The following is a 20,614-nucleotide window of genomic DNA, read 5'->3' as shown; positions in this document are numbered from 1 at the left end:
GCTTGCAGCGGCGGCAGAAATCCGGCGCGTAACGCAAACAGATCCGCTTAGACGATGGCGTTGGGAAAGTCCGCGCAGCAGGCGCCAAAACGAAAAGAGCCTGGCGCGGGAGGAGGTGCGCCAGGCTCTTAAACTCGATCGGCAATTGGGAGGAGGAGGAGTATTGCCGATCCTATCTCGCGGCACTGGGAGGAGGAGTGCGCCGCTTCGATGATTTGAATATAGTATGATTCTTCAGAAATGGCAGCCTAAATTTTGCATCGCAGCAATGCATCCTGCGCATAACACTCATCATATTGCTTCGAGATATGCACGATATGGGGCAGAGACTGCCTAAATCCACAGCAAAATGTGGGGTTTTTATGCCAAACGCGCGCAAGCCCTGCGAAACACCCTCAAGCCGCCGGCAACGGACCCGGGCGCCCGCCCAGACACCGAAATGCCAAATGACGGTGGAGCAGCCCCGGGCTTTGCGCTATAGCCCGCCATCGGCGCATAATCCTGTCCGTACCCGGCAAGGGCCAAGGCTGAAGCCGCAAGCATGCCCTTGCCGGAGGGCTCAGCGACATCGCAGACGACACAGAATTGACGGAGTATGACGAATGGCTGCCACGATCCGCTACCACGAGGGTGACATTTCCGCCGAGGATGCGGCGCGCTACGCGGACGCGGTGGCCGTCGACACGGAAACACTGGGCCTGGTGCCGCGCCGCGACCGCCTCTGCGTCGTACAGCTGTCGCCCGGCGACGGCAGTGCGGATGTCATCCGGATCGCCGCCGGCCAGACCAAAGCGCCGAACCTGACCGCTTTGCTGGCCGATCCCACCCGCCAGAAGATCTTTCACTATGGCCGGTTCGACATCGCCGTGCTGTTCCACACCTTCGGCGTCACCACCACGCCGGTCTTCTGCACGAAGATTGCCTCAAGGCTCTGCCGCACCTACACGGATCGCCATGGACTGAAGGACAATCTGAAGGAAATGGTCGAGGTCGACATCTCCAAGGCCCAGCAATCGTCCGACTGGGGTGCGGCCAAGCTCTCCCAGGCACAGCTGGAATATGCAGCCTCCGACGTGCTCTACCTGCATGCGCTTCGCGATCGCCTGAGCGAACGCCTCGTCCGCGACGGCCGCATGGAGCACGCCCAGGCCTGCTTCACCTTCCTGGCGACGCGCGCCAAGCTGGACCTGCTCGGGTGGGAGGAAACCGACATTTTCGCGCACAGCTGACCCCGCGCGCCCCAACGACAGCAGAATGTTAAGGTCCAGGGTCTAGGATCGCCCCAGTCAGAGTTCGCGGGGGTCGCACTTTGCGTCCCCTGCTGTGTATGGGGTTCCATCAGTTCATGTTGAATGCGTCTGCCGGTCGCGTCGATCAATCGGACAATCGCGACAGCCAGTGGGGCGTGAGACCGCGCCTTCCCGACATCCTGGAGACCGCAAAGGCGCATCTGGCCGCGGTCATGGCCGAGATGGAGCCCGGGGTCGCCCCGGCTACCGAGACGGCCGAGCCGGCGGATGCCGCCATCCCCGCCAATTTTCTCGATGCCCTGCCGCAAGGCGACGAAGCGCCTGGAAGCGACGATTATATCAGCGCCGTCAATTCCGACGACGCCGGCATCTACCGGATGTTCATCAACCTGTCGCCCTGAGCCAACCTGCCAGGATCAGACTTCGCGTCTTGCCCTTTGCCGCACTTCGTCGAACGTCCAGTCGCGCAGCAGCCGGCCCTCTTCCCAGACGGGGCGCAGCAGGTTTTCGCGCGAACCGAGCTCGGACAAGGGGATGTCGTAGACATCGCCGGCATCGTTGATCACCGCGCGCCTGCCACTTTTCGGATTGCCGGCGCGCATCGGCGGCTGGCGCCTTGCCATGTCGTGCCAGCGACCATTGCCGTCCTGCCAGGCGGTCGACTTCATGGTGAAGGAAAAGGTGTCGCGGCTGACCCGCTGCAGCAGCGACGAGCCCATGCCGAAAGTGATGTTTTCGGCGGAGAAGCCCATGCCTTCCAGCCGGCCAAGCACCATGGTGATATCCTGGATCGACACCGCGTCGGCCTGCAGGACACGCACCCCGTGCTCGATCACCTTATAGCCCTTGGCGTTCTGGCGGGTGCCGAAAGCGTAAGCGAGCTGGGACACGACCTGGACCGGCGTGTCGATCGGATCGCCGCTGTCGGGCCGCACGATCAGACGTGGCTGTTCGGCAATCACCTTGCTCTTCAACGCCTTGCCCCAGACGTCGGAGACGGCGTTGGCGATATCATAGCTGTCGGAAACCACCGACACGGACGGAAACGCCTGGAAGCGTTCCAGCATGTTGGCGAAGGCCTCTTCTTCCCGGTCCTGCCCCCAGACGATCATGGTGGTGTGTTCGGAGGCCGGAAGGGTGGTCCCCTTGAGGGCCGCGGCATAGAAGCGCCGGCCGTATTCGATCGCCGCCAGCGTGTCGCTGCGCCCGAACGAGAGCAGATGCGCAAGACCGCCAAGACCGGCCTGCTCTTCCGAGCTCGCCGCCCGCGCGCCGTAATCGGCAAGGGCGATTTCCAAGATGGCCTCGGCATCGTCGCAGCTCTGCTCGTAGAGCGGGCGCAGCGTGTCCTTCAGGCGGCGCGCTCGCGTGGCGACCGTCGAGGGATACCAGATTGCACGCAGCAGGGCGGTCTCGACGAAGCCGGTCAGCCAGGGCAGTTCCGGATCGGTGGAAATCACCTGCACCATGGGCAGGTCGCGGCGCAGAAGCATGCCTTCCGGCAACGCCTCGATGCGCAGCGGCAGATAACCGTCATGGCTGTCGACCACCCGCTCCCAGCCGGCGCGATTGAAGGGCTGCCCCTGCAGGCCGGCGATCTCTTCGGCCTCATCGACATGGTCCTCGGTAATCTGGCGCGACAGATGGCTCTTCAGGAATGCCTGCAGACCGAAGAACACGATCTCCGGTCGGGTGGAGGCACCGCGCGTTGTCACATAGCCCGAGATGGCCCGCGTTTCCTCGGGATATTGCAGGAAATGGCCGAGCTTGTAGCTGTCGGTGTTGAGGATCGGGTTTTGCAGACTCATATTATCACTCACACTTCGGTTCGCGGGCATTGTCCGTGTCGCGTCGGACCCGAACCTAGAAAGCCATCCTTGCGCGGAGCAAGCATGGCGGTCGGGCGCATGGTTAGCACTTTCTTAATGGCCCTCGCGTAACCTTACCCTCTTATGGGCATTTCCGCATTCGTATCCTTTTGCCGAGCCGGCATGCCCCCGCCGCATGAGCGGTGTGATTGCTCCTGTCGTCCGACCGTACTGCAAAAGGATCGCTTGAGATGTTGCAGCCGATTGCCGCCAGCCAGAACAGCGTAAGCCAGCAGGCCCCTCGCCAGAGCGATGTGCCGGACGCCGTCAAGAGAGAGTTCCGGACCGCCGACGAGGCGCCGAGCCGAAGCGTCGATCCGAAGATCGCCATCTCCGGCCGCCTCAACGACATGATGGTCACCAGCCGCTCGTCCGACGGGCTGGTGCTGCTCGCCGAAATGCTGAGCCGCGCGCTCGGCAGCGACCGCAAGGACGATGAGACGGACGCGCATTATCTGCGGCGTCTCTCCGGGCTCCTCGCAAAGCTCTCCCCGCAGATGCGCGTGCTCGTCGAGCAGTTGCTGAACCAGCGTGTCGAGGGCCTGAAGCTCGCCTTCGTCATCGCCGCCCTCTCCGACCCGTCCGGTCCGGCCGCCGCCAGGCTCGCCGCACGGCTCGAGGGCAGCGGCGCCGGCGGCCCGCAGGATCCGGCCACCCGATCGATCGTGACCCTTTACCAGCAGAACAATGGCGACGGCCGGATACCGCCAGCGCCCCCGGCGGCGCAGGTCACCACACCGGCGGCAGGACACGCCGCGCCGCAGCCGGCCGCCACGCTTTCTGCATCGCAAGCCCCTGCCCCGGCAGCCGGCCCAAGCAGTCCGCAAGCCCAAACACCGACAGCACCATCGTTGACGCAGACGGCCGCGCCTGCGGCTCAGGCGACGGCGGCCAGCCCGATGCTCGCCGCGACGACCGAAAAGGCGCTCACGCCTCTCCCGACCGGACCGGATGCTGCGCCCGATTTCGCCAGGTCGGTGCCGGCAGCAGACCCCGCCAGCGAGAGACCGGCCCTCACCCCTTCAACCCTTGCAAGACCGCAAGCCGGTCAGCCCGCGACAGCCGCAAGGCCGGTAACGGTCCTTGCCGTTCCGGGAGACGGTCGAAACGAACCCCGTCCCGCAAGCTCTCAGGCGGCCGGGCGCCTTTCGTCGGGCACTATCGCCTCGCCAATCGCGGCCGGAGGACCGCCTCCGCCCGTCGCCGCCTCCACTGCAGCCGCACCGGCAACACCGCTTGCCAAGGCCGAGACCGGCGCTGGCGAAGCACCAGGGGAGGTTTCGTCCTCACGCGCGCCTGACGCTTCGTCCGACAAGCCGGAAAAGCTCACCGTCCGCGCTGCTGCGAAGCCCGAGGAAGGTCATCCGATCCTCCAGGTGCTGAAAGGCTGGCAGGAAATCACCACCACGCCGCCGGCTTCCCTTGCCGCAAAGCCCGAAAGCGCGCTGGACCAGCTGATCCGCTCGACGCTTGGCCGGACAGGCAAGCAGGAGGCGGGATCTGAGGCCGTGGCGCTGCCCGCCGAGGCTGACAAGGAGATCGATTGTGCACGCAACCGTCTGGCCCAGCCGGCGATCCAGCCCGGCGCCGATGGCGAGGACAGCAGGGCCATGCCCGGCAAGACTGCCAGTCACCTGCTGAACCTTGCAGCAAGCCAGACCATGGCACTCGCGGAGGCGGCCGGCCAGGTCACCGAACCCGACTTGCCAACGGCCATCCCGCTGCCGGTGGTCAACTACCTATTCGCTCAGGACGAAGCCGACCGCTACGCCTTGAAGGGCGCCCACGAGGAAGACGAGGACAGCGAAGAGGGCGAAGCCGCTGCCGACGAGCAGGAGAAGGAGCCCCAGAGCAAAGACGAGGAAGATGACGGGGCGCAGGCCGAGGCGCGCGACAGCGAGGTCTCCTTCGACCACGAAGAGACGCCAATCGCGGCGGAAGCGACCCTGGTGGCCGACGACCGCGCAACCTCACCGAAAGCCCTGCCCGCTCCTTCAGGCGACGAGACCGGCAGGACCCCGACACCGATCCCGGTCCAGCTTGCTGGCGAGCCGGCGTCACAGGGGCCCGAAGGGCTTTACTGGCGCATGGCCGGCCTCAGCTGAAACCGGAAGCTGTCGCCGGACACGGCAATCCGTTGAGAACGGCAAACACGAAAGAAGCCGCCGGAGAGATCTCCGGCGGCGTCTTCTTTTCAGTCTGTCGCTGTTGAGCGCAGATTACTCGGTGCGGTTCTTCAGGGCAGCGCCCAGAATGTCGCCGAGCGAAGCGCCGGAGTCGGACGAACCGAACTGCGCGACGGCTTCCTTTTCTTCTGCGATCTCGAGAGCCTTGATCGACAGCATGACCTTGCGATCCTTCTTGGAGAAGTTCGTGACGCGGGCGTCAAAAACCTGACCAACGGAGAAACGCTCCGGACGCTGCTCGTCACGGTCCCGTGCGAGGTCGGCGCGACGGATGAACGAGGTGATGTCCTCGTGCTCGACCAGCTTCACTTCGAGGCCACCGTCGTTGACGGCCGTCACTTCGCAGGAAACGACTGCATTCTTGCGCAGTTCGCCCGAAGCGGCAGCGTCGCCGAGCGCGTCACGGCCGAGCTGCTTGATGCCCAGCGAGATGCGTTCCTTCTCGACGTCGACGTCGAGAACCACGGCCTTGACCATGTCGCCCTTGTTGAACTCCTCGATGACCTGTTCGCCCGGACGGTTCCAGTCGAGGTCGGAGAGGTGAACCATGCCGTCGACATCGCCTTCGAGGCCGATGAACAGGCCGAATTCGGTCTTGTTCTTGACTTCGCCTTCGACTTCAGCACCGGCCGGGTGGCTGAAGGCAAATGCCTGCCACGGATTTTCCAGCGTCTGCTTGAGGCCGAGCGAGATACGGCGCTTGGTCGGGTCGACTTCGAGAACGACAACGTCGACTTCCTGGCTCGTGGACAGGATCTTGCCGGGATGTACGTTCTTCTTGGTCCAGGACATTTCCGAGATGTGGATCAGGCCTTCGATGCCCGGTTCCAGCTCGACGAAGGCACCGTAGTCGGTGATGTTGGTAACCGTACCGGCAATCTTCTTGCCAACCGGGTACTTGGCAGCAATGCCATCCCACGGATCCGCTTCGAGCTGCTTCATGCCGAGCGAGATACGATGGGTTTCCTGGTTGATGCGGATGATCTGAACCTTGACCTGCTGGCCGATGGACAGGATCTCCGACGGATGGTTGACGCGACGCCATGCCATGTCGGTGACGTGCAGCAGACCGTCGATGCCGCCGAGGTCGACGAACGCACCGTAGTCGGTGATGTTCTTGACGACGCCTTCGACAACCTGGCCTTCCTCGAGGTTCTGAACGATTTCAGAACGCTGCTCGGCACGGGACTCTTCCAGAACCGTACGGCGCGATACCACGATGTTGCCGCGGCGCTTGTCCATCTTGAGGATTTCGAAGGGCTGCGGGTTGTGCATCAGCGGGGTCACGTCGCGGATCGGACGGATGTCGACCTGCGAACGCGGAAGGAAGGCGACGGCGCCATCCAGATCGACGGTGAAACCACCCTTGACCTGGTTGAAGATCACACCTTCGACGCGCTCGCCGGCTTCGAACTTGGCTTCGAGCTTGATCCAGCTTTCTTCGCGGCGAGCCTTTTCGCGCGACAGAACGGCTTCGCCCAGCGCGTTTTCGATGCGCTCGACATAGACTTCGACTTCGTCGCCGACGTTCAGCGTGCCGTCCTTGGCCTTGGCTCCGAATTCCTTCAGCGGAACGCGGCCTTCGACCTTCAGACCGACGTCGACAATCGCGACGTCCTTTTCGATGGCGGTGATGACGCCCTTTGCGACATAGCCTTCGGCAAGATCGGTCTTGGCGAAGGACTCTTCGAGCATTGCTGCGAAGTCATCGCGCGTGGGGTTAGAAACAGACATTAAAGCTCCTAGTCGCATCCTGAGCGGACGCGTATACGCACCGGTGGGTTCGTGTTTCACATGCCAAATCGGTTCGACCGCCCATTCTGATGGGCTATCCGGCGCAGGGTCGATCCATTCGGCTAATTTGCGGGCCGCTCAAAAAAGCAGGTCCGCATCATTTCATCTTCAATGCAGCGTCGATAATCTCGCGCGCGGCCTGAAACGCCGCCTCTATACTCATTTCCGACGTATCAAGCAAGTGCGCATCGGCAGCCGGCCGCAACGGACTGTCGGCGCGGCCCATGTCTCGCGCGTCGCGCCTTTGAACATCGGCGAAAATCGCGTCGAAATCCGCCTGCTCGCCGCGACTCAGGATCTCCTCCAGGCGGCGCCTGGCGCGCACGGCGGGGCTCGCCGTGACATAGAGCTTCACCGGCGCTGCGGGACAGACGACGGTGCCGATATCGCGGCCGTCGAGCACCGTACCCGGCGCACGGCGGCTGAAGGCCTGCTGCGCCTCGACAAGGGCGCGGCGCACGGCCGGCATGACCGCGATCCGGGATGCCGCCTCGCCGATCTCGTGGACGGCCAGCACATCGCGGTCCAGGCCCGACAGTTCGAGGCGATGGGCGACGTCGGCGGCCAGCGCCTCGTCGTCGAGCGGCAGGCCCTGGTCAAGCAGGGCCTTGGCCGTCGCCCGATAGGTAAGCCCGGTGTCCAGGTGATGAAACCCATAGCGATCGGCGATCAGACGGGACAGGGTTCCCTTGCCGGCAGCCGCCGGTCCGTCGATCGCGATGATGATATGTTCAGCCACGCCTGCTCCTGCACTTGCCGTCTGCAACGCCTTCAAAAGGTGGGGCTGGTTAGCACAGGCAAATCGAACGGTCACGTTATCGCAGCGAAAATCTTGGCCGGCGCAGACTTAAGCTTTGACAGACAAGCCGGCACAGACTATGGGGTCCGGCAAATTATTCGGCCGGCAGTGCCGCGCTTTGGCATGCGCCGATCTCCCTTAAGCTCAATATGAGGCTTTGACAGTGGCGAAGGCAGAACTTGGAACGAAACGCACTTGCCCGGATACCGGCAAGAAATTCTACGATCTGAACAAGAATCCGATCGTCTCTCCCTATTCCGGCAATTCATGGCCGCTCTCCTTCTTCGAGGAGACGTCCGTTGCCAAGATCATGGAGAAGGCTGAGGAAGAAGAGGTTGCGGAAGTCGACGCCGAGAACACGGATGTCGAGATCGTCTCGCTTGAGGAAGCGGACGATGACAGCAAGAACAGCGACGACATTCCCGACATGGGCGATGACGACGACGTTGAAATCGACGACGACGACGAGGACGACACCTTCCTCCAGACCGACGACGATGAAGACGATGACGACATGACCGGTATCATCGGCGTCAGCAACGAAGACGAGGAAGGCTGAACCGCCTGACTTTCAAAGCCCGGACGATAAAAGTTGACCGGGCTTTCACTTTTCGGCTTGCACTCTCCGGAAACCGGAAGTAATAAGCCGCCACCTGCCCGGAAGCGATGCTTCCTTCAGGTTCCCGGACCGGCCTTGCCGGACCCTTTTGGAAGGGGCTATAGCTCAGCTGGGAGAGCGCTTGCATGGCATGCAAGAGGTCAGCGGTTCGATCCCGCTTAGCTCCACCAAAACCTTCCCCCTCGACAGATACGAACAGCACCGGACTACGGTCCCTTCGTGGTGAACGCCGTACCGCGTTCGGTGATGCGGCGGTCGGCGAAATCGGGCGTTGCCCCGTTGGCATGCATTCAATATGATTTGCCGCATCTCCACGACAGTGGATGCGGCCCCGGGGGTAGCGGCCCTTCAAACACTCAGCAGAATGACGGAGCGGCGAGATGGCACAGGCGGGCAATCAGCAGGCGAGATGGAACGGGGCGGCACCCGCCTCGGACGACGAGGACATCATTCCGCGCGACATCCGCTTCGGCATCCTGGAAAATCCGGTGCGCCACTGGCTCGGCGGCGACTTCCACAGGACGGTGCTCGCAGACGGGCTTTCGATCTTCCTGCCGGAGGGTGAGCGCTATTTCATCCGATCCCTGAAATTCTACGCGGGCAAGCTGAAGGACAAACAGCTGGCAAGCGAGATCAACGGCTATTCGGTGCAGGAAGCCTTCCACACCCGCGAACACGAAGCCTACAACAAGGCGCTGGAGAAGCTCGGCTACGATGTCGAGGCGATGGAAGCGCCGGTGCGGGCAACGCTCGGCAGCGACAAGAAGCCGATCTTTCGCCTGGCCGTCACCTGCGCCATCGAACACCTGACCGCGACACTTTCGACCGTCACCTTGCGCCACCCGGAATTCCTGGAGGACGCCGCGCCGGCCTATAGACGCTTGTGGACCTGGCACGCTCTCGAGGAACTGGAGCACAAGGCCGTCGCCCTCGACGTGCTGAAGGCGGCAACCCCGAAGACGCCGGGCTGGCAACGCTATCTGCTGCGGACCATGGCCTTCAATGCCGTTGCGGCCCAGTTCCTGATGATCACTTTGCGCAATATGCGAATCTTCGCCCAAGCCGACGGCATCAAGACCGGCGTGCGCTTCTGGTCGCGGATGGTCTGGGTGCTGTTCTTTTCCCCCGGCTACTGGCGCAAATGCGCACCGCTGGTGCTGAAATATTATCTCCCGGGCTTCAATCCGCTCAACAAGGACGACGACGAACTGATCCATCGGGGTCGTGACTGGCTCTACAAGGAATTCATGTCGCTGGAAGCTCAAGCCGGCCCTTCGCCGGCCGGCCCGGACGTGAAGCCGGCATGAGCAGTCGCCTGTTTTCCAGCGTTCTCGACGTCACCACCCCCGGCCGCTATCCGCGGGCGCAGAAATGGGTGTGGCGGCGCGTCTACAACATGCTGTCGCGGTTCTGGAGCGATGGCGACTGGCGGTTCATGAATTACGGCTATCTGCCGTCGGACGCGCCCTTTTCGCTGCAGGCGGAAGACGAGCCCGAGCGCACCTTTATCGGGCTCTACCACCAGGCCCTGGACGGGCTGCCGGTCGAAGGCGCCCGGGTGCTGGAGGTCGGCTCCGGCCGCGGCGGCGGCTGCCGCTATATCGCACGCTATTACGCACCGGCTTCGGTGACCGGCCTCGATTATTCCCCGGAAACGGTCAGGCGAGCGGAGCGGCTGAACAGCGATACGCCGCTGCTGACATTCGAGACCGGCGACGCCGAGGCCATGCCGTTCGCCGATGGCACATTCGATATCGTCATCAATATCGAATCCTCGCATTGCTACGGCGATGTGCCGGCCTTCGCCCGCGAGGTCTCCCGCGTGCTAAAGCCCGGCGGCTGGTTCACCTTCGCCGACATGCGGCCGAAAAGCCAGGTAAAGGTGCTCGACGAGCAGCTGGCGGCGCCGGGCCTCGAGCCATCGGCCAGACGCAATATCTCGCCAAACGTGGTGGCCGCGCTCGACGCTGCCGAATCGCGCAAGCAACAGCGGATCCGGCGCGCGTTTCTGCTGAAGCGCTTCATGTCGGAATTTTCCGGTTCGAAAGGCTCGGTGCTCTACAAGGGCCTGTCCAGCGGCCAGATCGTCTACGTGGCACGGCGCTATCGCAAGACAGGCTGACCTACACCGCTCCCACCCGAGATCCTCCCCCATGTTCCTGCTATCGAAGATATTCTGGCTGGCCGCCCAGCCCCTGTCGCTGACCTTCCTCATGATGATCCTCGGCCTGTTCCTGCTGCTGGCAGCCCGCGTCCGGCTGGCAGTTGCAAGCTTCGGCCTTGCGTCGGTCGTGCTGTTCGTCACCCTCTTCACCACCAGCGGCGCCTTCGCCCTGCAGGCGCTGGAAGCCCGCTTCCCCAGGCCCGATGGCGATCCGGCAGATCTGCGATGCATGACGGTGCTTGGCGGGTCGTTCGAAACGGAAGTTACCACGGCGCGGGGCGGCGTGGAGTTCAACCAGTCGGGCGACCGCTTCGTCGAAGCGTTGCGGCTGGCGCTCAACTATCCGCAATCCGTCATTCTGGTCTCCGGCGGCGACGGCTCGCTCAGCGGCGACTACGAGGGCGACGCGACGGTTTCCCGCCGCTTTCTCACAGGCTTCGGGGTCGATCCGAAGCGGCTGATCGAGGAAGACGATTCGCGCACGACCTTCGAGAACGTGCGCAACGCCAAGGCGCTTGTCGGGACGTCCGGCCTGGATGGCTGCTTGCTGATCACGTCGGCCTATCACATGCCCCGCGCAGTCGGGCTGTTCAGCAAGGCCGGCATCGCGGTCCGGCCCTGGCCCGTCGATTACAGGACCAGCGGCAAGGTGGCGCTGGGCATCGACCTGACGCAGCCGACATCCAACAGCCAGCTGACATCGACGGCGCTGCGGGAATGGATAGGCCTTGCCGCCTATTACCTCACCGGCCGCACGGCGACATTCCTGCCGGGGCCGTGAAGGTCATTTCTTGGAAATGGTGAGGAATGTCGTGCCGCGCACCCGCACGGTCATCAGACACGGCGCCGCGTCGGTGCGGTCGCAGTAACGGGCGTGCATCTTCAGCTCGAACACCATATTGCCGAAGCGCTTGACGAAGTCGTAGCCGTACATCTGCGCGGTGGCGATCATGAAATAACCACCCTCGGCGACCTGGAGGTAGAAGTTGTAGGGGCATCCCTCCTCCGTGCAGCCCGGCCCGCGGTCGCCGTCGCAGACGATGGCGCCCTCATTGACCACGGCATCCACCAGACCATCATTGTTGATGTCGATGCGGTTGACGAAATCCTGCTCGAACGTGGCGGTGGAGCATTCCTTGCGGAAATGCGTCTGCTCGTAGATCACCGGATCGTCGAGCAGCTTCTGCTGGGCCATAGCCGGCATCGCCGCAAAACAGCCGAACGCTGCCACCAGCATCAGTAAGGCACCCCATCGGCCTCTTATCCGGTTCGGCATCCGTTGCAGATCTAGCATGGCGTATCCTCAAGCGTCCCTTCGGTCATGATTCGCAAACCGGAGACTAGGCCAAAAAGCCTGAAGAAACCCTTCAACGGCAGGATCACATTCCGCGATTTTGAAGGGGACGCAACAAGCCCACGCGCCTAGGGACGGCAGAGATGGAGCCTATGGAGCCAAAGGCGACCTGGGCGTCAGACGGGTTTCCTGCGCAGGCGCACGATCACGTCGACATGGGCGATCTCCATGCCCTCGGGCGGTTCCGGCAGGTTGTCGATCGCGATGTTGTTGACCGGGATGTCCAGCACCTGATTGTCCTCCTCCACGAAAAAGTGGTGGTGGTCGGACACGTTGGTATCGAAATAGGTGCGATTGCTTTCCACCGCCAGCACCCGGATCAGGCCGGCCTCGGTGAACTGGTGCAACGTGTTGTAGACAGTCGCCAGCGACACCGGCACCTTGGCCGCGATCGCTTCCTCGTGCAGTTCCTCGACCGTCAGATGGCGATCACCCTTGGCAAAAAGCAGGGATGCCAGCGCAACGCGCTGCCGCGTCGGGCGCAGTCCGGAATGCCTCAGTTTTGCTTCGGTTTCGATTTTCACCACTGCGACCATTCAGACAAGCTTGGCTCGTCTGTCTTATGTATTGGAATATCCCGATGCCCGATATAACTTTTCAGGCCTTTCCTTTCAATAGGATTCCACCGCGCCAGACCCGCAAACCTTACGGATTTCTTTGATTTTGTTGCATTTGGCACTGGCCGTCCCTAGCTTGATCCTGTATGCGAACGGCCGTTCGAGTGGATACTCGACCGGGCAGTCCCGTGGATGGCGACGGCGTGGGTCGGGCTTCATTTTGTCCTGCTCTTGCTCTAAACCTCCGGGAAGCAATCGACCGACCGGGAGGAGAAAAGAAACAGAATGACTCAAAGGCAATCCAGCTTCACTTACGAAGAGATTCTCTCCTGCGGACGCGGTGAACTGTTCGGGCCGGGCAATGCGCAGCTGCCTTTGCCGCCCATGCTGATGGTTCACCGGATCACCGACATATCGGAAACCGGCGGCGCCTTCGACAAGGGCTATATCCGTGCCGAATACGACGTGCGGCCCGATGACTGGTATTTCCCCTGCCATTTCCAGGGCAATCCGATCATGCCCGGCTGCCTCGGCCTCGACGGCATGTGGCAGTTGACCGGCTTCTTCCTCGGATGGCTTGGCGAACCAGGTCGCGGCATGGCGCTGTCGACCGGCGAGGTCAAGTTCAAGGGGATGATCCGGCCGGAGACAAAGCTGCTCGAATACGGTATCGACTTCAAGCGCGTGATGCGCGGTCGCCTGGTGCTCGGCACGGCTGACGGCTGGCTGAAGGCTGATGGCGAGACGATCTACCAGGCAAGCGATCTGCGTGTCGGTCTATCGAAGGACAAGGTGGCTTGAGGGATCGCTCCCTCGTCGCTGAAACAGACATAATATAGAAAAGGTCTTCATCATGAGACGGGTAGTTGTGACGGGTCTCGGCGTCGTATCCTCCATCGGGAACGATGCAGCCGAAGTGACGCAATCGCTGCGGGATGCGAAATCCGGGATCACGCGCTCGGAATCCTTTGCCGAGCACGGCTTTAGGTGCCAGGTATGGGGCCGACCGACCCTTGATCCGACGGATCAGGTGGATCGCCGTGCCATGCGCTTCCTGTCTCAGGGCGGCGCGTGGAACCATGTCGCGATGAAGCAGGCGATCGCCGACTCCGGACTGGAAGAGGCCGATTACAGCCAGAACGAGCGCACCGGCATCATCATGGGTTCCGGTGGCCCATCGACCCGTACCATCGTCGAGGCTGCCGACATCGTGCGCAACAACAACAGCCCGAAGCGGATCGGCCCGTTTGCCGTACCGAAGGCGATGTCCTCGACGGCCTCTGCGACGCTTGCCACCTGGTTCAAGATCCACGGCGTCAACTATTCGATCTCGTCTGCCTGCTCGACCTCCGCCCATTGCATCGGCAATGCGGCCGAGATGATCCAGTGGGGCAAGCAGGACATCATGTTCGCCGGTGGCCACGAGGATCTCGACTGGTCGATGTCCGACCTGTTCGACGCGATGGGCGCGATGACCACCAAGTTCAACGAGACGCCGGCCACCGCATCCCGCGCCTATGACGCCAACCGCGACGGCTTCGTGATTGCCGGCGGCGCCGGCGTCCTGGTGCTGGAAGAACTCGAGCATGCCAAGGCCCGCGGCGCGAAGATCTATGCCGAAATCGCCGGCTATGGCGCGACTTCCGACGGCTACGACATGGTCGCACCATCAGGCGAAGGCGCCATCCGCTGCATGCGCCAGGCCATGGCGACCGTCAACGGCGAGATCGACTACATCAACACCCACGGAACCTCGACGCCGGTCGGCGATTCCAAGGAGATGGGTGCGATCCGCGAAGTCTTCGGCGACAAGATGCCGGCAATACAGTCGACCAAGTCCCTGACCGGCCATTCGCTGGGTGCTGCCGGCGTCCAGGAATCGATCTATGGCCTGTTGATGATGCAGGAGCGGTTCATCGGCGAAAGCGCCCATATCGAGACGCTGGATCCCGAGTTCGAGGGCATGCCGATCGTGCGCAAGCGCATCGACGACGCCAAGATCGATACCGTCCTGTCGAACTCCTTCGGCTTTGGCGGCACCAATGCAACCCTCGTCTTCCAGCGTTACAACGGATAAGCCATGACCGGATTCATGAAGGGTAAGCGCGGCCTGATCATGGGCGTCGCCAACAATCACTCCATTGCCTGGGGCATTGCGAAATCGCTGGCGGATCAAGGTGCGGAGCTTGCTTTCACCTATCAGGGCGAGGCGCTCGGACGGCGCGTCAAGCCGCTTGCCGAAAGCGTCGGATCGGACTTCGTCATCCCCTGCGACGTCGAGGACATCGCCTCGGTCGATGCGACCTTCGAGGCGATCGCCGAGCGCTGGGGCAGCATGGACTCCATCGTCCACGCCATCGGCTTTTCCGACAAGAGCGAACTGAAGGGCCTTTACGCCGACACCAGCCGTGACAATTTCAGCCGGACCATGGTGATCTCCTGCTTCTCGTTCACCGAGATCGCCAAGCGCGCGGCCGCCCTGATGAATGACGGTGGCGCGATGCTGACGCTGACCTATGGCGGCTCCGTCCGGGTGATCCCCAACTACAACGTCATGGGCATCGCCAAGGCCGCTCTGGAGGCCTCCGTGCGCTACCTGGCGGCGGATTACGGCCCGCGCGATATCCGGGTCAATGCCATCTCGGCAGGTCCTGTGCGCACGCTTGCCGGCGCCGGCATTTCGGACGCCCGGGCGATCTATTCCTGGAACAGCGACAACGCGCCCCTGCGCCGCACCGCGACGATCGAGGATATCGGCGGCTCGGCACTCTACCTGCTGTCGGATCTGTCGCGGGGCGTGACCGGCGAGATCCACTATGTGGATGCCGGATACAACATCACCTCGCTGCCGACGCTGGAGCGTCTGCGCAAGGCCGATACGGAATAGGACTGGAAGATTACGACTGCCGGATGCCGCCTCCGGCAGTCGACCCGGCGACTGACCTCTTCCATCCATGAAATGCCGGACAGTCCGCGTCAGGTCTTGTCGGTCAATCCACGTACGATCCCACGTCGCAGTGCAATCGACACCGCATGCAGGCGGTTGCGCGCGCCCAATTTATTTTGGGCGCTCTCCAACAGGCCGTCGACATCACGGCTATCGGCACTGCCGTTTCGCGCTTGACCCGGCGCTGCCGAGCCCTCCGCCAGATCCTGAAGACAGTCGACCTCTTCCTGCGTCAGGTCGCGGAACGCGTTCTCATCATTGCCAGTGTCATATGCTTGCATACGTGTGATAACCGGGTGCCTTGACGACACCGCTCTCCTTGCCTTTGGAGGCCTCGCCATAGAGTCGGCGAAGTAGCCCGAGGCGTAGCGTATAGTCGAATGCTAATGTGATGAAATTAACCTTGCGCGCCAAAAACTTACCGCAAATCAACCGCACGTCACGGCATGACAGCGCTTGCATTCATGGGCTGTAGAAAAACTCAGTCGGCAGGTTGGGCACCGCGCAACTGTCGCGGCGTTGCGCCGAACCACCGACTGACCGAGCGCGTAAAGGCGCTTGGCGCCGAGTAGCCCAGTCGATAGCCGATTTCCGATATCCGCAGATCACTCTCGGTCAACAGCTGGAAACTGACCCGCCGGCGCACGTCGTCGCGCAGGGCCTGCAGCGTCGTCTCATGCTCCGCCAGCCGTCTCTGCAGGGTGCGTTCCGAAATGCGGAAATAATTGGCGATCGCCGTCAGCGAGATATCGGGATCGGCGACCCTCAGCATCAGGTAATGCTTGACCTGCTCGAACAGTTCTCCGCCCTCGACCGTAAGATCCGGCTGCAGCGCCTGGCACTGCATGTCCATCATCTGGAACATGCGGACATCGCCGTTCGGATTTACCTGCGCCAGCAACGCATTCGGGATCCGCAACTCGTTGATCGCGCACTCGAAAGACAGCCTGCGGGTGAGGAACTCGCGAAACACCGCCGGATCGCGGGGCCGCGGCCGCTCCAGATCGAGCTCGATCTGCCCCGTCGGTATGCCGATATCGGCAAGCCTGAGAAGGACGAGGCTGACGGACATGTCGACATATTGATCCCGCCGAACGATCAGCGGCGCGAAGGTCCAGCTCAGCCGGGCGAACTTTTCCTCGAATGTCAGCCGGAAATAGCTGGTATGCGTGGCATAGCGGATGTTGGCGGCCAGGAAGGCGATGAAGTCCCGGCCGGTCGGTGCCGCCATCAAGCCGTAGCCGAAAGGCCCGGTCGCGCCCGGAACGAAGCGCGCCGCACATCCCAGCCCGAAAGCTTCGTTGTGGGACAGGACCGCACAGGCTTCCAGAAGACGGCAGAGGCGGTCGAGGCTGATCCGGGCGGTAATGTCATCAAAGGTCTCGGGATTGATGCCCAGCGCCTTGCAGATCGGATTGATCTCTATGCCGTAGGTCGCAGCTTCTTCGGCAACCGTCGAGCCGAGACTTGCGACCGCTGTCAGTTCATCCGTCAGACTTTGCGTAAAAGTCCCCACGATGGCGCCTAATGATAACCGGTTGGCGTGTGATGTTAAGTCTCACTCCGCCAAATGTCGAGCCCCGTCCGTTCTGCGGCCTTGGCTCGTCGGCTATTTCTTTGCCCAGAGAACCTTGAAGCGGGCATTCCGGCACGTCTCGCCGTATTCGCGGAAGCTTTCCGCCAGCACCGGCTCATAAGGCAGACCGCGATTGGCAACCAGCATCAGCCGTCCGCCGGATCGCAGGGCCGCCGAAGCGGCACGGATCATCGCCTGGCCGAGCGACGCCTCGGTTGCGTGCCCCTGATGGAAAGGCGGGTTCATGATCACCAGATCGTATTTTTCCTTGGCCGGCTCGGACACCAGATCCTGCCAGAAGAAGCGTGCCGACAGGTCGGGCAAGATTTCCGACAGATTGCGTCTGGCGCATTCCAGTGCCTGATGATCAACTTCGAACAGATCGATACGCGCAGTCCGCGGAGACCGTTCCGCGAGCGCCACCGAAAGATAGCCCCAGCCTGCCCCGAAATCGGCGGCATTGCCGTCGAAATCCTGCGGCAGTCGGCCTGCCAGCAGCTCCGAGCCGTCGTCCACCTGTTCATGGGAAAACATGCCGGCCATGGTATGGAAGCGATCCTCGACACGCCCGGGCTTGGCGGCAAAGTCCGCGACCAGCGCACCCGCCTCTTCCGGCACCTCGAACCAGAACACCACGCCGTGATATTTCGGCAGATGCTCGACCTCCAGACCCCGGCCCGCGAGACGCTTGCGCAAAGGCTGCACGCCATCGTCCTTGCCGCCGGCCACGACAACCAGACCGCCGGCCCTCACCCGCGACAAGGCTTCAGCCAGATTGGCCTCGTTGGCGCCCTTGTGCTTGCCGAGCAGGATCAGTGCACCATCATAATCCTGGCCGTCGACGGCCGGGCGCGGTGCGCGTCCGCTCTTTTCCAGACGCAGGAATTCGGCGCGGTTGCCCTGCACGGTATCGATCGTCGCTGCAAACCCGTCCGGCGGCACGAAGCCCGCCTCTGCTGCCAGGAACAGATAGCGCTCGCCTTCGGACGGCATCGACAGCGTACCGATGGCAAAGGGATGGAAAAGGGTCTTCAGCGTCTCGCGGGCCATCTTGGCGTCTTTCACGGATAGGATAAAGCCGGTTCAACAGCAGAGCCGACGGGGACATGCACAGTCTAGCTGCAATAAAAAAGGCGCGGAACAGTCCGCGCCTTTTTCGGTGAAGCGGCGCCGATTACTCGGCGGCGGCGTCACCTTCATCTTTTTTCTTCTCGCCGGCACCGATTTCCTGGCCGGTTTCCTGGTCGACGACCTTCATCGACAGGCGAACCTTGCCGCGCTCGTCGAAGCCCATCAGCTTGACCCAGACCTTATCGCCTTCCTTGACGACGTCCTGGGTCTTGGCAACGCGCTCGGAGGCCAGCTGCGAGATGTGCACGAGGCCGTCACGCGAACCGAAGAAGTTGACGAAGGCGCCGAAATCGGCGGTCTTCACAACGGTGCCTTCATAGATCACGCCGACTTCCGGCTCGGCAACGATCGAGTGGATCCACTTGCGGGCCGCTTCGATTTCCTTGCCGGACGAGGAGGCGATCTTGACGGTGCCGTCGTCCTCGATGTTGATCTTGGCGCCGGTCTTCTCAACGATTTCGCGGATGACCTTGCCGCCCGAACCGATGACTTCACGGATCTTGTCGACCGGGATGTTCATCACTTCGATGCGCGGGGCGAATTCGCCGAGCTGGCTGCGGCCTTCGGTGATGGCATTGGCCATTTCGCCGAGGATGTGCTTGCGACCGCCCTGAGCCTGGCCGAGTGCGACCTTCATGATCTCTTCGGTGATACCGGCGATCTTGATGTCCATCTGCAGCGAGGTGATGCCGTCAGCGGTACCCGCGACCTTGAAGTCCATGTCGCCGAGGTGATCTTCGTCGCCGAGGATGTCGGAGAGAACCGCAAAGCGCTCACCTTCGAGGATCAGGCCCATGGCGATACCGGCAACCGGCTTTGCCAGCGGAACGCCGGCATCCATCAGGGCAAGCGAGGTGCCGCAAACGGTCGCCATCGAGGACGAGCCGTTGGACTCGGTGATCTCGGAGACGATGCGCAGCGTGTAAGGGAACTGGTCCGCGCTCGGCAGCATCGGACGGATGGCGCGCCATGCAAGCTTGCCGTGACCGATTTCGCGGCGGCCCGGGGAGCCCATGCGACCGGTTTCACCGACCGAATAGGGCGGGAAGTTGTAATGCAGAAGGAAGCGTTCCTTGTACATGCCGGTCAGACTGTCGACATACTGCTCGTCTTCGCCGGTGCCGAGCGTGGCAACGACAATCGCCTGGGTTTCACCGCGGGTGAACAGGGCCGAACCATGAGTGCGCGGCAGGATACCGACTTCCGAGACGATCGGACGAACGGTTTCGAGATCGCGGCCGTCGATGCGGCTCTTGGTGTCGAGGATGTTCCAGCGAACGATCTTAGCCTGCAGGTGCTTGAAGATCGCACCGATGACTTCAGGCGTATACTTGGCTTCGCCCTCTTCCGGTAGGAAATGCGCCTTGACCTTCGCCTTGACGGCGTCGACGGCGTTGTAGCGGTCAGCCTTCTGGGTGATCTTGTAGGCATCGCGAAGCTCGGTTTCGGCAAGCTTCAGCATCTCGGCTTCGAGTTCCGAATAGTCGGCCGGCTCGAATTCGCGCGGCTCCTTGGCGGCAACTTCGGCGAGCTTGATGATCGCATCGATGACCGGCTGGAAGCCCTTGTGGCCGAACATGACGGCGCCGAGCATGACGTCTTCGTTCAGTTCCTTGGCTTCGGACTCGACCATCAGGACGGCGTCCTGGGTACCGGCAACGACCAGGTCGAGGGCGCTTTCGTCCATCTCGTCGAGGTGCGGGTTCAGGACGTATTCGCCGTTGATGTAGCCGACGCGTGCGCCGCCAACCGGGCCCATGAACGGAACACCCGACAGCGTCAGGGCTGCGGAGGCCGCGACCATGGCCAGGACGTCCGGGTCGTTTTCGAGGTCATGCTGGACGACCGTGACGACGACCTGGGTCTCGTTCTTGTAGCCTTCCGGAAAGAGCGGGCGGATCGGACGGTCGATCAGGCGGGAAACCAGGGTTTCCTTTTCCGAAGGGCGACCTTCGCGCTTGAAATAGCCGCCCGGGATCTTGCCGGCAGCATAGGTCTTTTCCTGGTAGTTGACGGTAAGCGGGAAGAAATCCTGGCCCGGCTTTGCCGCCTTGGCGGAGACGATGGTGGCGAGAACCACGGTTTCGCCGTAGGTGGCGAGAACGGCGCCGTCAGCCTGGCGGGCGATCTTGCCCGTTTCCAGCTTCAGCGGGCGGCCGGCCCATTCGATCTCAACGCTGTGCGTATCAAACATGATATTGTCCTTTTGTATGCGACGTCGCAGGCAAGGATTTGCATCCGCCGGAGACGATCCGCATTTTGGTGACACATCATGGGCAAGACAGCTGGGAACTTCGAAACCGATCGGGCCCTGGAAAGGCCGTCGAAGTCTCCAACAATCCTGCCCCATGACAGGTCATCGGTTATGT

The 20,614-nt window shown here is 62.4% G+C and carries 19 protein-coding genes and 1 tRNA gene; 11 read left to right on the top strand and 9 right to left on the bottom strand.

Features of this window, described 5'->3' with window-relative positions:
- Nucleotides 1-602: 602 nt before the first annotated feature.
- Both J2Z17_RS15350 and J2Z17_RS15345 read left to right on the top strand, forming a co-directional pair.
- Nucleotides 603-1,229, top strand: a complete 627-nt coding sequence (locus J2Z17_RS15350; protein WP_209946507.1) for a ribonuclease D — start codon at nucleotides 603-605, stop codon at nucleotides 1,227-1,229.
- Between the two features lie 116 nt (nucleotides 1,230-1,345).
- Nucleotides 1,346-1,651 carry a hypothetical protein gene (locus tag J2Z17_RS15345; protein WP_209946506.1) on the top strand — a complete coding sequence of 102 codons (306 nt, stop codon included), beginning with the start codon at nucleotides 1,346-1,348 and terminating at the stop codon, nucleotides 1,649-1,651.
- Between the two features lie 15 nt (nucleotides 1,652-1,666).
- Here J2Z17_RS15345 and J2Z17_RS15340 read toward each other — a convergent pair whose 3' ends face one another.
- Entirely contained in the window at nucleotides 1,667-3,058 is a 1,392-nt protein-coding gene (locus J2Z17_RS15340; protein WP_209946505.1) for a nicotinate phosphoribosyltransferase, read from the bottom strand.
- A gap of 251 nt (nucleotides 3,059-3,309) precedes the next feature.
- Here J2Z17_RS15340 and J2Z17_RS15335 point away from each other — a divergent pair, with 251 nt between their 5' ends.
- Nucleotides 3,310-5,223, top strand: coding sequence for a hypothetical protein (locus J2Z17_RS15335; RefSeq protein WP_209946504.1), 1,914 nt, complete (start codon nucleotides 3,310-3,312; stop codon nucleotides 5,221-5,223).
- 114 nt (nucleotides 5,224-5,337) lie between these two features.
- On the opposite strand, the gene rpsA is transcribed toward J2Z17_RS15335, so the two are convergent.
- The gene (rpsA, locus tag J2Z17_RS15330; RefSeq protein ID WP_209946503.1) at nucleotides 5,338-7,038 is read right to left on the bottom strand and encodes a 30S ribosomal protein S1; all 1,701 of its coding nucleotides are present in this window, start codon (nucleotides 7,036-7,038) and stop codon (nucleotides 5,338-5,340) included.
- Between the two features lie 157 nt (nucleotides 7,039-7,195).
- Nucleotides 7,196-7,837, bottom strand: a complete 642-nt coding sequence (gene cmk / locus J2Z17_RS15325; protein WP_209946502.1) for a (d)CMP kinase — start codon at nucleotides 7,835-7,837, stop codon at nucleotides 7,196-7,198.
- A gap of 223 nt (nucleotides 7,838-8,060) precedes the next feature.
- On the opposite strand from cmk, the gene J2Z17_RS15320 reads away from it, so the two are divergent.
- From J2Z17_RS15320 to J2Z17_RS15300, 5 genes are all read left to right on the top strand, one after another.
- Nucleotides 8,061-8,456 carry a TIGR02300 family protein gene (locus J2Z17_RS15320; RefSeq protein WP_209946501.1) on the top strand — a complete coding sequence of 132 codons (396 nt, stop codon included), beginning with the start codon at nucleotides 8,061-8,063 and terminating at the stop codon, nucleotides 8,454-8,456.
- 154 nt (nucleotides 8,457-8,610) lie between these two features.
- Nucleotides 8,611-8,686 (top strand) — tRNA-Ala (locus J2Z17_RS15315).
- A 210-nt stretch (nucleotides 8,687-8,896) separates the two neighbouring features.
- Entirely contained in the window at nucleotides 8,897-9,823 is a 927-nt protein-coding gene (locus J2Z17_RS15310) for a metal-dependent hydrolase (protein ID WP_209946500.1), read from the top strand.
- On the top strand, nucleotides 9,820-10,638 hold the full coding sequence (locus J2Z17_RS15305) for a class I SAM-dependent methyltransferase (RefSeq protein WP_209946499.1): 819 nt from the start codon (nucleotides 9,820-9,822) through the stop codon (nucleotides 10,636-10,638). The genes J2Z17_RS15310 and J2Z17_RS15305 overlap by 4 nt, the downstream gene beginning before the upstream one ends.
- 31 nt (nucleotides 10,639-10,669) lie before the next feature.
- The gene (locus J2Z17_RS15300; RefSeq protein ID WP_209946498.1) at nucleotides 10,670-11,461 is read left to right on the top strand and encodes a YdcF family protein; all 792 of its coding nucleotides are present in this window, start codon (nucleotides 10,670-10,672) and stop codon (nucleotides 11,459-11,461) included.
- 3 nt (nucleotides 11,462-11,464) lie between these two features.
- Here J2Z17_RS15300 and J2Z17_RS15295 read toward each other — a convergent pair whose 3' ends face one another.
- Nucleotides 11,465-11,917 (bottom strand): hypothetical protein, encoded by a 453-nt coding sequence (locus J2Z17_RS15295; RefSeq protein ID WP_209946497.1) that lies wholly within the window; start codon nucleotides 11,915-11,917, stop codon nucleotides 11,465-11,467.
- Nucleotides 11,918-12,150: 233 nt separating this feature from the next.
- Nucleotides 12,151-12,558 (bottom strand): iron response transcriptional regulator IrrA, encoded by a 408-nt coding sequence (gene irrA, locus J2Z17_RS15290; protein WP_377300160.1) that lies wholly within the window; start codon nucleotides 12,556-12,558, stop codon nucleotides 12,151-12,153.
- Between the two features lie 318 nt (nucleotides 12,559-12,876).
- Between irrA and fabA the strand changes: the two genes are divergently transcribed.
- The 3 genes from fabA to fabI are packed head-to-tail and all read left to right on the top strand — an operon-like array spanning nucleotide 12,877 to nucleotide 15,478.
- Nucleotides 12,877-13,392, top strand: coding sequence for a 3-hydroxyacyl-[acyl-carrier-protein] dehydratase FabA (fabA, locus tag J2Z17_RS15285; RefSeq protein WP_209946495.1), 516 nt, complete (start codon nucleotides 12,877-12,879; stop codon nucleotides 13,390-13,392).
- A gap of 52 nt (nucleotides 13,393-13,444) precedes the next feature.
- Nucleotides 13,445-14,668: a beta-ketoacyl-ACP synthase I gene (fabB, locus tag J2Z17_RS15280; protein ID WP_209946494.1), complete on the top strand. Its 1,224-nt coding sequence runs from the start codon at nucleotides 13,445-13,447 to the stop codon at nucleotides 14,666-14,668.
- 3 nt (nucleotides 14,669-14,671) lie between these two features.
- Nucleotides 14,672-15,478 carry an enoyl-ACP reductase FabI gene (fabI, locus tag J2Z17_RS15275; RefSeq protein WP_209946493.1) on the top strand — a complete coding sequence of 269 codons (807 nt, stop codon included), beginning with the start codon at nucleotides 14,672-14,674 and terminating at the stop codon, nucleotides 15,476-15,478.
- Nucleotides 15,479-15,567: 89 nt separating this feature from the next.
- Here fabI and J2Z17_RS15270 read toward each other — a convergent pair whose 3' ends face one another.
- The 4 genes from J2Z17_RS15270 to pnp all read right to left on the bottom strand — a co-directional run bounded on the left by J2Z17_RS15270 (nucleotide 15,568) and on the right by pnp (nucleotide 20,439).
- Nucleotides 15,568-15,819, bottom strand: a complete 252-nt coding sequence (locus tag J2Z17_RS15270; protein ID WP_209946492.1) for a helix-turn-helix transcriptional regulator — start codon at nucleotides 15,817-15,819, stop codon at nucleotides 15,568-15,570.
- Between the two features lie 200 nt (nucleotides 15,820-16,019).
- Nucleotides 16,020-17,054: an AraC family transcriptional regulator gene (locus J2Z17_RS15265; RefSeq protein WP_209946491.1), complete on the bottom strand. Its 1,035-nt coding sequence runs from the start codon at nucleotides 17,052-17,054 to the stop codon at nucleotides 16,020-16,022.
- A gap of 93 nt (nucleotides 17,055-17,147) precedes the next feature.
- Nucleotides 17,148-18,164, bottom strand: a complete 1,017-nt coding sequence (locus J2Z17_RS15260; protein ID WP_209946490.1) for a class I SAM-dependent methyltransferase — start codon at nucleotides 18,162-18,164, stop codon at nucleotides 17,148-17,150.
- Nucleotides 18,165-18,288: 124 nt separating this feature from the next.
- Entirely contained in the window at nucleotides 18,289-20,439 is a 2,151-nt protein-coding gene (gene pnp / locus J2Z17_RS15255) for a polyribonucleotide nucleotidyltransferase (protein ID WP_209946489.1), read from the bottom strand.
- Nucleotides 20,440-20,614: the final 175 nt, after the last annotated feature.

The organism is Heterorhizobium halophytocola (assembly GCF_017873095.1).
Taxonomy (GTDB): Bacteria; Pseudomonadota; Alphaproteobacteria; order Rhizobiales; family Rhizobiaceae; genus Allorhizobium; species Allorhizobium halophytocola.
Note: the sequence above shows the minus strand (reverse complement) of the source record. Positions and strands in the feature narration are given on the sequence as shown.